The sequence below is a fragment of the Clostridiales bacterium genome, assembly GCA_017569285.1.
Classification (GTDB): Bacteria; Bacillota; Clostridia; order Christensenellales; family Aristaeellaceae; genus Aristaeella.
The window spans coordinates 3,218,902-3,234,124 of the sequence record CP069419.1 but is presented as its reverse complement, the minus strand read 5'-3'; the positions used below and the strand labels follow the sequence as shown (position 1 = coordinate 3,234,124).

At 53.6% G+C, this 15,223-nt stretch carries 12 protein-coding genes; 3 read left to right on the top strand and 9 right to left on the bottom strand.

The annotated features are described in order from the left end of the window. Positions 1-7 precede the first annotated feature (7 nt). Complete coding sequence (locus JNO48_14260; GenBank protein ID QTE69781.1) at positions 8-1,786, top strand: ABC transporter ATP-binding protein; 1,779 nt, start codon at positions 8-10, stop codon at positions 1,784-1,786. Between the two features lie 52 nt (positions 1,787-1,838). Here JNO48_14260 and JNO48_14255 read toward each other — a convergent pair whose 3' ends face one another. The 9 genes from JNO48_14255 to ychF form a co-directional block, all read right to left on the bottom strand. Beyond that, positions 1,839-2,717 (bottom strand): YitT family protein, encoded by an 879-nt coding sequence (locus tag JNO48_14255; protein QTE68324.1) that lies wholly within the window; start codon positions 2,715-2,717, stop codon positions 1,839-1,841. 124 nt (positions 2,718-2,841) lie between these two features. Continuing rightward, positions 2,842-4,071: a sodium ion-translocating decarboxylase subunit beta gene (locus JNO48_14250; protein ID QTE68323.1), complete on the bottom strand. Its 1,230-nt coding sequence runs from the start codon at positions 4,069-4,071 to the stop codon at positions 2,842-2,844. An 18-nt stretch (positions 4,072-4,089) separates the two neighbouring features. After that, on the bottom strand, positions 4,090-4,488 hold the full coding sequence (locus tag JNO48_14245; protein ID QTE68322.1) for a biotin/lipoyl-binding protein: 399 nt from the start codon (positions 4,486-4,488) through the stop codon (positions 4,090-4,092). A 2-nt stretch (positions 4,489-4,490) separates the two neighbouring features. Further along, entirely contained in the window at positions 4,491-4,820 is a 330-nt protein-coding gene (locus JNO48_14240) for an OadG family protein (protein QTE69780.1), read from the bottom strand. Between the two features lie 93 nt (positions 4,821-4,913). After that, positions 4,914-6,320, bottom strand: a complete 1,407-nt coding sequence (locus JNO48_14235; GenBank protein ID QTE68321.1) for a pyruvate carboxylase subunit B — start codon at positions 6,318-6,320, stop codon at positions 4,914-4,916. A 97-nt stretch (positions 6,321-6,417) separates the two neighbouring features. Then, the gene (gene pckA, locus JNO48_14230) at positions 6,418-8,031 is read right to left on the bottom strand and encodes a phosphoenolpyruvate carboxykinase (ATP) (protein QTE68320.1); all 1,614 of its coding nucleotides are present in this window, start codon (positions 8,029-8,031) and stop codon (positions 6,418-6,420) included. Between the two features lie 324 nt (positions 8,032-8,355). Then, a complete protein-coding gene (gene thrS, locus JNO48_14225) occupies positions 8,356-10,140 on the bottom strand; it encodes a threonine--tRNA ligase (protein QTE68319.1) in 1,785 nt (594 codons plus the stop codon). A gap of 295 nt (positions 10,141-10,435) precedes the next feature. Continuing rightward, positions 10,436-11,446, bottom strand: a complete 1,011-nt coding sequence (locus JNO48_14220) for a hypothetical protein (GenBank protein ID QTE68318.1) — start codon at positions 11,444-11,446, stop codon at positions 10,436-10,438. Positions 11,447-11,469: 23 nt separating this feature from the next. Continuing rightward, positions 11,470-12,567, bottom strand: a complete 1,098-nt coding sequence (gene ychF / locus JNO48_14215; GenBank protein QTE68317.1) for a redox-regulated ATPase YchF — start codon at positions 12,565-12,567, stop codon at positions 11,470-11,472. Positions 12,568-12,726: 159 nt separating this feature from the next. Here ychF and JNO48_14210 point away from each other — a divergent pair, with 159 nt between their 5' ends. Then, positions 12,727-13,635 carry an undecaprenyl-diphosphate phosphatase gene (locus tag JNO48_14210; GenBank protein QTE68316.1) on the top strand — a complete coding sequence of 303 codons (909 nt, stop codon included), beginning with the start codon at positions 12,727-12,729 and terminating at the stop codon, positions 13,633-13,635. A gap of 39 nt (positions 13,636-13,674) precedes the next feature. Beyond that, positions 13,675-15,132: a D-alanyl-D-alanine carboxypeptidase gene (locus JNO48_14205; protein QTE68315.1), complete on the top strand. Its 1,458-nt coding sequence runs from the start codon at positions 13,675-13,677 to the stop codon at positions 15,130-15,132. Positions 15,133-15,223: the final 91 nt, after the last annotated feature.

Below are 15,223 nucleotides of genomic sequence, written 5' to 3'. Positions count from 1 at the left end.
TGGAAAAATGTCACAGCACGAAGAGAATTCCAGACGGAGTGTCAAACAAACCAGAGGGCTCCTCAGGCGTTTCATCTCCTATTACAAACCGCACAGGAAGCTGTTTGCCATGGATATGGGGGCTGCTTTGCTTGTTTCAGCCATCGGTGTGGTATATCCGATTATAACGCGGACCATGCTGAATACCCTGATCCCGGAACGTCAGTACAGGATGATTGTAATCTTCGGCCTGGCGCTTCTTCTGCTCTACTTTGTCAAAATGATGCTCAACTATTTTATCCAGTACCAGGGACATATGATGGGCGTATACATGCAGGCCCGGATGCGGACCGACCTGTTTGCGCATCTGGAAACGCTTCCCTATTCCTTTTTTGATAACCATGAAACCGGAAAAATTATGACCCGCATGACAAACGACCTTTTTGAGGTGGTTGAACTGGCCCATCACGGTCCGGAAAACCTGATCATCTCGTTCCTGAGTATTTCATTTGCTTTTGTGTACCTGAGCACAATCAATATCTGGCTGACCCTGATCGTGTTTGCCTGTGTTCCCTTCCTGCTGGTTATTTCCTACAGCCTGCGCAAAAAAATGCGGAAGGCTTTCCGGGATTCCCGTACAGCAATTGCGGAAATCAACGCCAGCATGGAAAGCTCCATATCCGGTATCCGGGTTACCAAGGCTTTTACCAACGCGGATAAAGAGAAGGAAAAGTTCGAAGTCGGAAACGGGAAATTCCAGGTTGCCCGCAAAGCGGCCTACAGTGCCATGGGCCGTTTCCACAGCGGCAACACTTTTGTGACCGATGTGTTCAATGTTGTAGTGCTGATCGCCGGCGGCCTGTTCCTGTATAATGGCCAGATCCGTTTCGGGGACTACTCTGCTTTCATTGTTTCCGTCAATATGTTCATCGGTCCGGTAATGACGCTGATCAACTTCATGGAACAGTTTGAGAACGGAATTACCGGTTTCGAGCGTTTCTGTGAAATGATGGATGAGAAACCGGAAACCGACTGCCCGGATGCTGCTGATGCCGGCGTCCTTGAAGGCCATATTGAGTTCCGGGATGTCAGCTATGCCTATGATGAAGACAAGAATGTCCTTCGCCACGTGGACCTGGATATTGAAAAAGGAAAAACCTTTGCACTGGTGGGGCCAAGCGGCGGCGGGAAAACGACCATCTGCCACCTGATTCCGCACTTTTATGACGTTATGAGCGGCAAAATCCTGCTGGACGGAAAGGAAATCCATTCCCTGACGCTGGAAAGCGTACGCCGGAATATCGGGATTGTCCAGCAGGATATCTATCTGTTCAATGACAGCATGAAGGAAAACATCCGCTATGGGAAGCTGGATGCAACGGATGAAGAAATCATTCTGGCGGCGAAACGCGCGAATATCCACGATTACATCATGTCACTTCCGAACGGATATGATACGAATATCGGCGAACGGGGGGTTCGTCTCTCCGGCGGGCAGAAACAGCGCCTTTCCATTGCCCGGGTTTTCCTGAAGAATCCGCCGATCCTGATTCTGGATGAAGCAACCAGCGCGCTGGACAATACCACAGAGATCCTGATCCAGCAGGCCCTGGATGAACTCTGCAAAGGCCGTACAACACTGGTGGTGGCCCATCGCCTTTCCACCATCAAGAATGCGGATGAAATTGCCGTGGTCAGTGACGGTAAAATTGTTGAGCAGGGTACCCATGAAGAACTGATGGCGAAGCAGGGCATGTATTATGACCTGTATCAGCTTCAGTTCCGTGCAAATGCAGGAATTGTATAAATTGATTATCTGTATCATGTGAAACACGGGGCAGTTCCCTGCCCCGTGCTTTTTATGGATATTTCCGGTTGAAGTTGCCGACTGTATCACTTACGCTGGATACACATGCGAACGTATCCGGGTATTCACTGAGGATCCGGGTCATATCGGTGATCTGGTGCTTTCCGATTACGCTTACCAGCATGGTTTTCCCCTGGTGGGTATATCCGCCCTCTGCCTGGATGATCGTAGCGCTGTGATGCAGCTCATTCACTATCCGCTTCGTGATTTCATCCGGATGGGATGTAATCATTTCCACCCGAAGGGCTTCATGTCCGCCTTTCATGATAAAATCGCACATCCGTGTGGTGATCAGGGCGTAAATGATGCACAGGATGACCGGTTCAATCCGGAAATCATATACGATATAGGAAACAGCGGCAATGACAATATTGATTGTAAAGGTGATATGGGTCATGGAATAGGCTGGCTTCCGCTTATGGATCAGCGCGGATATATAATCCATACCGCCGGTGCTCCCGCCGCATTGAAGGGAAAAAGCCTCAATGATTCCGTTTACGGTGCCGGCAGCCACCGGAGCCAGCAGCGTGCTTTTTCCATCCTCCGTATGATAGATGAAACGTTCAGCCGGGATAATTCCCTCCTGCATCAGCAGGAGTACACCGGAAAAAACCGCAACGCTCACCAGGGTTTTCAAAACAAAGGACCGGTCAATCCGGTACCAGCAGATGATTGCCAGCGGAATATTCAGGATCAGTGTCATATAACCGACGCTGAAATGGAATACATACTGGATCATGGTGTTGATGCCGCCAAGGCCGGATGGGGCGAACTGATTCGGGAGAATGAAAACATAGTAGTTCACGGCCATCAGAACTGCGGCTGCAGCAATCACGGCATACTGGGCTGCCGGATTTTTCAGTCTGCTCACATAATGCATGCGGTTTCCTCGTTTCATTCCGGATGTTTCAGCTCGTATTGTACATCTTTTGTATTTTGAATTCAACGATAAAAGCCCTTGCACTTCTGCAAGGGCTTCATAAAACCGGTTAAGGTCAGCCGCCGAACATCTTGATCAGGAATCCGGCTGCAATCGCGCTGCCGATAACACCTGCCACATTCGGACCCATGGCATGCATCAGCAGGAAATTGGACGGATTGGCCTTCTGGCCTTCGCGCTGGGAAACACGGGCAGCCATCGGAACAGCGGAAACACCCGCAGAACCGATCAGCGGATTGATCTTGCCGCCGCTCAGCTTGTACATCAGCTTGCCGACCAGCAGGCCGCCGATTGTGCTGAAAGCGAAAGCGATCAGGCCCAGCACAACGATTTTGATGGTATCAAGCTGCAGGAAGCGGGAGCCGACCATTGTCGCTCCGACGCTGATGCCCAGGAACAGGGTCACGATGTTCATCAGTGCATTCTGCGCCACATCGCTCAGCCGTTCGGTGACTCCGCTTTCCTTCAGCAGGTTGCCGAACATCAGGCATCCGATGAGGGGCGCAGTGGAGGGCAGCAGCAGCACAACGAAGATCGTCACGATAATCGGGAACAGGATCTTTTCCGTCTTGGTGACTTCACGCAGCTGCGTCATCTTGACGCTGCGCTCCTTCTCAGTGGTCAGCGCTTTCATAATCGGGGGCTGAATCATCGGGATCAGGGCCATGTAGCTGTAGGCAGCCACGGCAATCGGGCCCAGCAGTTCCGGGGCCAGCTTGGTGGTTGTCAGGATCGCCGTCGGGCCGTCCGCGCCGCCGATGATGCCGATGGAAGCAGACTGCTGCGCATCAAAGCCCAGCAGGTTCGCGCCGAAGAAGGCAAAGAATACGCCGAACTGCGCGGCCGCGCCGAGCAGGAGGCTCTTCGGGTTGGAAATCAGCGGACCAAAGTCAGTCATCGCGCCGATGCCCATGAAGATCAGGCAGGGATAGATGCCGGCCTTGACGCCGATATACAGGATATCAATCAGGCCGCCGGTTGCCAGGATATGGCCGTAATCATGATAGTACGGCGAGGAATGGTCCAGGAACGCATCCCAAAGGCTCTGGTGATACAGGGCATCCGGCAGGGATCCATCGGAGGTCATGAATACAGAGCTGACATTGGCCAGCAGGCAGCCGACCGCGATGCCGACCATCAGCAGGGGCTCATACTGCTTTTTGATGCCCAGGTACAGCAGCACGCATGCCAGGGCAATCATCACCAGGTTGCGCCATCCGTCCGGATTGGAGAAAAATCCTGCGAATCCGGATTCGGAAATGAGTTGTAAAAGGGAATCAAACATCTTCTGTCTTCCTCCCCCTTATCCCAGTACGATGATCGGCGTTCCGGTATCCACCTTCGTGCCAACATCCGCCAGCACCTGCACTACAGTGGCGTCATGCGGCGCCATGATCTCGTTTTCCATCTTCATTGCTTCCAGTACGGCCAGTACTTCACCGCTCTTCACAGCCTGTCCGGCTTTGACGTTTACTTTTACGATGGTTCCGGGCATGGGGGAAGTTACCTGTTCACCGGCAGCAGCCACAGGGGCGGCTGCGGGAGCAGGAGCAGCTGCCGGGGCAGCGGCGGGAGCAGCAGCAGATGCCGGAGCAGCGGCAGGCGCCGGAGCATATGCTTCATATTCGTCCAGGATCATCGCCTCTCCCTGGTTCACTTCGACTTCGTATGTTTTGCCCTTCAGGGTAACTTTGTACTTCATGGTTATTTGACCTCCTTGATGGATACGAACCGAAGTTCGTTCAGGGGTTTCTGGAGCTTGTCCGCCACGATGGCCATGATCATGGCCGCGTCCCGCGGATCGGTGTCATACAGTTTCACATCACCGGCGCTTCCGGGAGCCAGCTGTTTCGGAGCTTCCGGCACAGCGGCTTTCGCAGTTTCTGCGGCAGGAACTGCTGCGGGCTTCTTCGCCTTTGCCACCATAATCTTGCCGACGATGATAATCACCGCCATCAGCAGGGTCAGTCCGACAAACACGACGAGATACCCCAGGATAGCGTACAGAAGATTGTTGCCCATATCGAGCGTCATGCGCTTGGTCGCTGCTTCCGCAGCTTCCGCAACCTGTTCGGCCGCTTCGCTGGCGATCTCTTCAGCAAAAGCAAAACTCATTTGTCCGCCTCCTTACGCCTCTTCGATGGTGTACTTCACAACTTTTTCGCGATCGGCTTTCCGGTCCTTCAGGTACTTCTCCGCCTGGGCCGGGAAACAAATCCAGCTCATCAGGTCCTCTTCGCTCTCTGCCAGGTCACCCAGGGCTTCCTTGGCCTTTGCAAAGTCTTCTCCGGTCCGCTTGCTGTCCTCGATCCGGCAGTCGATGGGCTTCCCGCCCTCACCGAGGATCTTGGCCTGCAGCGCTTCATCAACGGGAGCAGGCGCAATGCCGTATTCACCCTTGAAGTAGTTCTTGACCTCATTGGAAATGTTCTTGTAGCGTTCGCCCACCAGCACATTGGTAACCGCCTGGTTGCCGACCATCTGGCTCAGGGGCGTGACCAGCGGCGGATATCCAAGGTCCTTGCGGACCGCAGGGATCTCCAGCAGTGCTTCATCGAACTTGTCCATGGCATTCATGTCTTTCAGGTTGGCAATCATGTTGCTCAGCATGCCGCCGGGTACCTTGTAAACAAGCGCCTGGCTGTCGGTTCCCATGCTCTTCGGGTTGATCAGGCCGGTATCGATGTACTTCTGCTTCAGAGGCTTGAAGAAATCATTCACCTGGTTGATGACCTTTTCATTCAGTCCGGTTTCAATACCATACTGCTGGGCTGCATAGAACAGGGTCTCGGTCGCAGCCTGGCTCGTACCGTTGGAGAAGCAGCTCGTGGCAGTATCAATTACGTCCACACCGCTCTCAATCGCCTTGGTCAGGGTCATGTAAGCCATACCGGTCGTGCAGTGGGTATGCAGGATAACAGGAACGTCACCCACGGCGTCCTTGATCCCCTTGATCAGGCCTTCCGCTTCAAAAGGACTCATCGTGCCGGCCATGTCCTTCAGGCACAGCGTGTCAAAGCCCATCTTCACGAGTTCCTTGCACATCTCAACGTACTTCTCAACCGTGTGCACAGGGCTCTGGGTATAGCTGATGCAGCCGGAAGCGATGGTCCGGTCGGTGGCATACTTTTTCACCGCATCCAGGGCAGTGCCAAGGTTGCGGAAGTCGTTCAGCGCATCAAAGATCCGGATGATGTCAATTCCGTTCTTGATGCTCAGCTCAACAAACTTTTCCACCACGTCATCATGGTAATGCTTGTAGCCGAGCAGGTTCTGTCCGCGCAGCAGCATCTGCAGCCGGGTGTTCGGCATGTTCTTGCGGATGTTCCGCAGCCTTTCCCACGGATCCTCATTGAGGTACCGCAGGCAGCTGTCAAACGTCGCACCGCCCCAGCATTCCACAGAGTAGTAACCGGCCTTGTCCATGGTCGGCAGGATTTCCGCAAAGTCCGCATAGGGCATCCGGGTCGCCATCAGGCTCTGGTTGGCATCCCGCATCACGGTTTCCGTAAACTGTACTAATCTCTTGCTCATACTTTACTCCCCGATCAAATGATTTTATTGAACACATGCGGGATGCCGCCCGACAGGGCGGCATCCCGGGATATGTCTTGTGGTGCTCCGCCGACGATTACAGCTGGGGACCGGCAGCAACCAGCGCCTTGCCGGCTTCGTTGGTCTCATACTTGGCGAAGTTCTTGATGAAGCGTCCGGCCAGATCCTGCGCTTTCTTCTCCCATTCAGTGGGATCAGCGTACGTATCGCGGGGATCCAGGATGCCGGTGTCGACGCCCTTCAGTTCGGTCGGTACTTCGAAGTTGAAGTACGGAATCTTCTTGGTGGGCGCGTTGAGGATATCACCGTTCAGGATGGCGTCGATGATGCCGCGGGTATCCTTGATGGAAATCCGTTTGCCGGTTCCGTTCCATCCGGTGTTGACCAGGTAAGCCTTGGCGCCGCTCTTTTCCATCTTCTTGACCAGTTCTTCGGCGTACTTCGTGGGATGCAGTTCCAGGAAGGCCTGGCCGAAGCAGGCGCTGAAGGTGGGGGTCGGCTCGGTAATGCCGCGTTCGGTACCGGCCAGCTTCGCGGTAAAGCCGCTCAGGAAGTAGTACTTGGTCTGTTCAGCAGTCAGGATAGATACGGGCGGCAGTACGCCGAAGGCGTCCGCGCTCAGGAAGATCACGTTCTTCGCATCAGGACCGGCAGATACGGGATTCACGTTCTTCACGATCTTCTCGATATGCTCGATCGGATAGGAGACACGGGTATTTTCGGTAACGCTCTTGTCAGCGAAATCGATCTTGCCGTTTTCATCAACAGTCACGTTTTCCAGCAGCGCGTCGCGGCGGATGGCGTTGTAGATGTCGGGCTCGGAATCCTTGTCCAGGTTGATAACCTTGGCATAGCAGCCGCCTTCGAAGTTGAACACGCCGTTGTCGTCCCAGCCGTGTTCGTCATCGCCGATCAGCAGGCGCTTGGGATCAGTGGACAGGGTGGTCTTGCCGGTGCCGGAGAGGCCGAAGAAGATGGCAGTGTTCTTGCCTTCCATATCGGTGTTGGCGGAGCAGTGCATGGAAGCAATGCCCTTCAGCGGCAGGTAGTAGTTCATCATGGAGAACATACCCTTCTTCATTTCGCCGCCGTACCAGGTGTTCAGGATGACCTGTTCACGGCTCGTGATGTTGAAGGCAACCGCAGTCTCGGAGTTCAGGCCCATCGCCTTGTAGTCTTCCACCTTGGCCTTGGAAGCGCAGTAGATGAAGAAGTCCGGCTCGAAGGAAGCCAGTTCTTCTTCAGAGGGCTGGATGAACATGTTCTTGACGAAGTGGGCCTGCCAGGCAACTTCCATCACGAAGCGGATGGCCATCCGGGTATCCTTGTTGGCACCGCAGAAAGCATCCATCACGAACAGGCGCTTGCCGCTCAGTTCCTTCTGGGCCAGCTTCTTCAGGATCGCCCAGTTTTCTTCGCTCAGGGGATGGTTGTCATTCTTGTAACCTTCCGTGGTCCACCAAACGGTATCCTTGGAATTTTCGTCCATGACGATGTACTTGTCTTTGGGGCTCCGGCCGGTATAGATGCCGGTCATGACGTTAATCGCGCCCAGCTCGGTCAGCTTTCCCTTTTCAAAGCCTTCCAGTTCGGGCTTGCTTTCCTCGTTGAAGAGGAATTCATAAGACGGGTTATGGATGATTTCCGTCGCTCCGGAAATCCCGTATTTGGTGAGATCGATGGCTGCCATGGGGGTACCTCCTTCAATCATTCAGTCCTGTCGGAAATTCATATCCCAACTTGACCCTATTTCTTTTATTCTATTGTTCCTTCCTATTTCCTGCTGTGTAACAGAAAGTTAATATTTTTCGTCCGCGTTGGCAAAAACCATTGCCGTATAAGACATGTTAAGCACTTCTTCTTTTCCTGAGCGGGCGATTTTTGTCCCGCATGGCCGTTTTTCGGCCGTAATGAAGTCATGATCAAAGAAATGCCAGCATCAGCCTTAATTCTGCCTGAAAAAGGAACAGCCCGGCTTCCGCCGGGCTGTTCCGCATAATAGATGGATGAGGCCTTATTTTCTCTCCTCGATTTCCTTTTCAATCTTCGCAATCAGTTCATCCAGCGTCATGGATTCCGTCTGGTCTGTTGCACGGTCACGTACCGCGACAGTGCCCTCGGCAATTTCCTTCTCACCGATGATCAGCATATACGGAACCTTGTCTTCCTGCCGGGCGTAACGGATCTTGTAGCCGATCTTTTCGTTGCGCTCATCCAGTTCGCTGCGCACACCCTGCTTCATCAGCTTTTTGTTGATTTCAGCGGCGTAATCCATGCTCTTGTCGCTGACAGGCAGCACCTTTACCTGAACGGGAGCCAGCCACAGCGGGAACGCACCCTTTGTTTCCTCAATCAAGTATGCCATGAACCGGTCGATGGAACCAAGGATCGCCCGGTGCAGCACAACCGGCGTCTTTTCGGATCCGTCAGCATCAATATACTTCAGGTCAAACTTGGCCGGCAGGCAGAAGTCCAGCTGGCATGTGCTCAGGGTGTATTCCGCACCGATGGCAGGTTTCACGTTCACGTCCAGCTTCGGCCCGTAGAATGCCGCCTCGCCGATCTCTTCCGTATACTGGATTCCCAGCTGGTTCAGCACTTCACGCAGCGCGCTTTCCGCTTTTTCCCACATGGCGTCATCCTGGTGGTACTTCACCTTGTCATCCGGATCCCGCAGGCTCAGCACGCAGCGGTAATCCGTGATGTGGAAGTCCTGGTACACCTCACGGATCAGGTTGACCACACTGGCCACCTCATCCTTGATCTGGTCCGGTGTCACGAACAGGTGGGCATCATTCTGGCAGAAATGGCGTCCGCGCTCGATTCCCTTCAGGGTACCGCTGGGTTCAAACCGGAAGTCATGGGCAACTTCGCCGATGCGGATCGGCAGGTCACGGTAGCTGTGAAGCCGGTTGGCGTAGATCATCATGTGATGCGGGCAGTTCATGGGGCGCAGCACGAAGCTTTCGCCTTCCACTTCCATCGCCGGGAACATGTTTTCCTTATAATGGTCCCAGTGTCCGCTTGTCTTGTACAGTTCCACCGTACCGACGCACGGGGTCATTACGTGCTGGTATCCCAGCATCCGTTCCTTTTCCTTGATGTAGTTTTCCAGTTCCATCCAGATCGTATATCCCTTGGGAAGGAACATCGGAAGTCCCTTGCCGATCAGGTCGTCCGTCATAAACAGACGCATGTCCTTGCCGATGCGGCGGTGGTCACGGGCTTTCGCTTCCTCCACCTGGATTTCATAGGCCTTGAGCTCGTCCTGGTTGCGGAATGCGACGCCGTTCAGGCGCGTCAGCATCTTGTTCTTCTGGTCGTTCTTCCAGTAGGCGCCGCTCAGGGCTGTCAGCTTGAATGCTTTCAGTGCTTTGGTATAGGTCAGGTGCGGTCCGACGCACATGTCAATATAGTCGCCCTGCTGATAGAACGTAATCACCGCGTCCTCGGGAAGGTCGTCAATGTGCTCTACCTTGTAGATTTCACCGCGGTCCTTCATCAGCTGGATCGCTTCGTTCCGGGGCAGCGGGTACACCTTGAAGGGCAGGTTTTCCTTCACGATTTTCTGCATTTCCGCTTCGATCGCCGGCAGGTCTTCTTCTGTCAGTTTGATGTCACCCAGGTCAATGTCGTAGTGGAATCCCTTTTCCGTTGCCGGGCCGTATGCGAAATGCGCGTGCGGATACAGGCGTTTCACAGCCTGCGCCATGATATGGGCAGCCGAGTGCCGCAGCACTTCCAGTTCGTCCGCTTCGGGGCATTCCGCCACATGGCCGTCATTGTAGAGAATCTTCATGTGTGTCTCCTCCTTTTTCTTACCCGGCGGATACAAAAAAGCATCCGCCCTGCGTACTGCCGGGACGGATGCTGGATCAGCATTCGCGGTTCCACCCTGCTTGTTGGCAACAACCACTCATTTTTCTGCGATATCGGGCAGCGGCCGTCCCCGTCCGGAAATGGTATCGTTCAGGTCCTGCTGCGGGTTTTCCAGCACCGCCCGCTCTCTGTGAGCCGGATATCTGACCGCGTGTTTTCCTTCATCCGGGAAAGATTACGGCTAATATATCACGCTTTATGCGGAAAATCAACCGTCAGATGTCAATAAATTTACGGAATTCAGGCAAAATGCCGATCCCGTCCGGATAATGGGCGGCAAACTGAGGCACCGCATGGCTCGGGAAGCTGTTGCCTTCAATAAAGGTCGGCCCGTTCTCAGTAATGGCAACGTCCCAGGCGATAAACCGCATCTCCGGTACTTTTTCAGCGGCTTTCAGGCACATGGCTTTGGCTTCTTCCCAGTATGGGATAGTAAATCCGATAATGCTCGTATTGGTGATCGGATGCTTGATAAATGTATTGCCCTGCTTGTCCGCGCCCACGGTCAGGAGCCGTCCGGTATCCAGGTCAATCCGGGCAGCCATACCGCCGCAGTCTACGTTATCCATCACCTTGCCGTTGCCGATCCGCAGGAACGCGTATACAATTCCCTGCTGTTTGTCGCCAAGCAGCGTTGCGATCCGGCATGTATTCACCGAAGTCGGGCAAAGGCTGGCCATCTTCGGATGCTGGATCACCATCTCTTCAAGAATACCCTTCCCGTCCGCGTTCATTTTGGCGAGGAAAGCTTCCGGCCCGTCCTTCCAGTCATCGGGCGTATACTTTTTGATGCCCTGGCCGCTGGAACCTTCCAGGGGCTTCCAGATCAGCTGCGTGCTGTTCCGGCACAGGGCATACAGTTCTTCGGTATCGGTGTCCTCATTTGTAAGGATCCATTTTCGCGGAATGAATTCCCGGAACAGCTCATTGAACTGGGCTTTGTCATCGAAGAAATGCCAGTACTCCTTCGGATTCATCCTCCGGACGATTTCATTGGATATTCCGCGGGTAATCACGGTTTTCCGCTGTTCATCATTCAGTTTGTACATCTGCGCAATTTTGTAGTCCATGTATCCGGCATTGTACTTCACCGCGCATTTCAGCATATCGGCCAGGAGCCAGATCCGGCTCTTCCCGCTCCGCTTCTTCAACAGTCCCGTTGTCTTCCACATGGCCTTCCAGTCCATGCGCACCAGCCTGTGCCAGAAAAACTGCAGCCGTGACATCGTTCTTTTCCCCTCTGTCGCTTTTATACGTTGAACCGGAACAGGGTAATATCCCCGTCCTTCATCACATAATCCTTGCCTTCACTGCGAACCAGACCCTTTTCCTTGCATGCGGCCATGCTGCCGTTTTCAATCAGCGTATCATACGGAACAACTTCAGCCCGGATAAAGCCCTTTTCAAAATCCGTATGGATCTTTCCGGCAGCCTGCGGCGCTTTTGTTCCCTCTGTAATGGTCCATGCACGGCATTCATCCTCGCCGACCGTAAGGAAGCTGATCAGCCCGAGCAGCCGGTAACACGCGGTAATCAGACGGTCCAGTCCGCTCTGTCCGATTCCGAGGTCAGCCAGGAATTCCGCCTTTTCATCCGGCGCCATCTGCGCGATGTCCTGCTCGATCGCAGCGGAAATCACGATCATCCCGGCGCCTTCATCATCTGCAATTTTCCTGACTTCGTTCAGGAACGGGATTTTGCTTTCGTCCTTGCCGATATCATCCTCAGAAATATTGGCCGCATAGATCACCGGTTTTGTGGTCAGCAGGAACCATCCGGACATGATTTCGCGTTCTTCCTTGTCCGCGTTATAGGTACGCGCCGGCTTTCCGCTCTCCAGGTGGGCATACAGTTTTTCGGCAAGATCGGCTTCGGCTCCGCTGCTCTTGTCTCCCCCGCGGAAGCTCTTCAGCGCCTTTTCCTTCCTGCGCTGTACGGTATCCATATCGGCAAAAATCAGTTCCAGGTTGATGGTCTCAATATCGCGGGCCGGATTCACGGATCCGTCCACATGGATAATATTGTCATCCTCGAAGCAGCGGACCACATGTACGATTGCATCCACTTCCCGGATATGGCTGAGGAACTTGTTCCCGAGTCCTTCACCCCGGCTGGCGCCTTTCACCAGGCCGGCGATATCCACAAACTCAATCGTTGTGGGCGTGACCTTCTTCGGATGGTACATCTCCGCCAGTACATTCAGCCGGTTGTCCGGAACCATCACAACACCGGTATTGGGCTCAATCGTGCAGAATGGATAATTCTCGGCCTGGGCTCCCGCATTCGTAATTGCATTGAACAGGGTGCTTTTTCCGACGTTTGGCAGTCCAACAACTCCAAGCTTCATTTTGTTTTCAAGCGCTCCTTCCGTCTTTCCGGAAACAGCCGCCCGCGGCGGCCATACCAGCAAGTAATTATAATGATGCATTTACCCTCCGTCAAGCTTTCCAAATCCATCTGCCTGTGGTAAAATAGATGAGATATTGTTTTCGGGAGGCATGGTCGAATGAATGTAATCCAGGGCGCTCTTCTCGGGCTGATTCAGGGTCTGGGGGAATTCCTCCCCATTTCTTCCAGCGGACATCTGCTGCTGGCGCAGAAACTGTTCGGTCTCACCGGATCCGATGCGGCAATGAAAATGCTCGATATCCTTCTTCACGTCGGAACGCTGATTCCAGTTCTGCTGGTTTTCTGGCGGGAATGGATCGACATGATCGCCCATCCGGTCCGCAACAAAACCCTTCTCAAGCTGATCGTTGCTTCTCTGCCTACATTGGTGATTTACTATATCGCCAAAAAGATCCTGGTTGTGTCGGATGACATCCGAGGCTTTTCGGTATTTGACAGCGGATGGTTCCTGGGAGTTTCATTCCTCATTACCGCCGTCTTCCTGCTGCTTTGTGACCGCGTTGCCTCTTCGCGGAAAACGGCTGTTCCTGAAAAGGAGGTTTCCTTCTTCCAGGCTGTCATCATGGGCGTTTTCCAGGGGGCCGGCCTGCTCCCGGGCGTTTCACGTAGCGGTTCCACCATTTTCGGGGGTGTTGTTTCCGGCCTGGGCAAGGATAAAGCAGCTCGCTTTTCGTTCATGATGAGTGCGCCGGCGATTCTCGGTTCGCTCCTGATGGAGGGAAAGGAAGCGGTCGAGGAAGGATATATCCGGGATATTGATCTTTTCCCCTCGATTGTCGGAATTGCAGTTGCCGCAGTTACCGGTTTTGCAGCCCTTCGGTTTATGCTGAAAATGATCAGCAAGGTGCCGCTCAGCTGGTTTGCGCTGTATGTTGCGGTGCTGGGTATTGCATGGCTGCTGCTTCAGCTGGCCGCTTCACCGCTGGTTCCCGCCTTTGCTCTTCCCGCTGCAGCTCCTGCTGAAGTGGAGGATGCGGTGGGTCTCCTGCGTACGCTTCTCGCGTAATTCTCAAACCCGGTTATTTTCAGCGAAAGGAGTGAGCCCGTGAAAAAACGTATATGCCTTCTGATGTCGCTCCTTCTGCTGTTTTCCTGTTTCCTCCGGCCGGCCCTGTCTGAGAGCACCGATGTCATTCCGGAGCCCACGCTTTCCCCGGAAGCTGAAAAATATGATGAAGACCATCCGGAGCAGCTTGTCCAGAACCAGCTTTATGCCCTTTCAGCCATCCTGATGGCGGAAGACACCGGTGAAGTCATTTTTGAGAAAGATCCGGATGAAAGGCGTTATCCGGCTTCTGTTACCAAAATCCTTACTGTTCTCCTGGGTATCACGTACGTGGAGGATCTGAATCAGAAGGTTATTGTTTCCGAACGGGCGGTCAATGTTCCGCCGGACTCTTCCACGATGCATCTGCAGGCCGGCGAGGAAATACCATTTATCGACGTTCTGTACGGTACAATGCTTGTTTCCGGAAACGACGGTGCAAATGTGATCGCAGAAACAGTTTCCGGTTCCATCGAGGATTTTGTTGTCCTGATGAACCAGTGGGCGGACGCATATGGATGCACCGGTACGCATTTCGCCAATCCGCATGGATATCACGATCCGGATCATTATTCCACTGCCCGCGACCTGGCTGTCATCGCACGTTTTGCCATGCAGAACGATACTTTCCGCCAGATCGCATCCGCCACATCCTATAATATCGCCCGGACAAACAAGCAGCGTGCCCGGACAATCACCACCAAATCCTCCTATATGCTGGAGGGGTCTGCCGAAAACCCGAACAAATACTATTTCCCGTATGCGACCGGCATCAAAACCGGTTCCCACTCCATGTCCGGCTGGTGTTTCGCCGGAGCTGCTGAAAAAGAGGGCGTCCGCCTTATTTCCGTTGTCCTGTTTACCGGAAACAGGGCCCGCTGGGCAGATACGATCAAGCTGATGAATTATGGCTTCAGTCAGTATGTCAGCCTGTCACCCCGGCAGATTTATGAGATGAATCCCCTTGTTCTTGAAACCAGCAACTATTCCACCCGGGACAGTGCCCGCGGTAAACTGCGTCTTTCCTGCGTCCCGCTGAACATGTCAGATTCAACGCGGATCACTACCACAAAAAAGAAAGCGGAACAGATGTCATCCAATATCCGTGAGGCATTCGATATTCAGATTACACGTGACCTGATCTGCCCGATTCAGGCCGGTGAGGAAATCGGTACGATGACCTATTATCCGGAATACGGCGATCCCGTTGTCTATTCGCTGCTTGCTGAGCGCACAATTGACCGGCGCGACAATGCTCCCAAATCACTTGAGGAGATTATCCTTGAAACCTATAACGATCCGAATCCGCTGCCCAGGTTCTCATTTACGCTGTTCCTTTTCTTTGTTTCCCCGGTACTGCTGCTCCTGGTCCTGGCCGGAATCATTGTCCTGATCCGCCGCAGGCGCCGTGCCAACCGGATGCGGATCCCGAAACCGGCAGGCCGTTATGTCAAATAAGCCCGATGGGCTTATTTTTTATCCTTTTTGTATGGTTTTCATCATACTTTCCGGTAGAAATCCTTTATTTTGTATGATATAATCTATAATG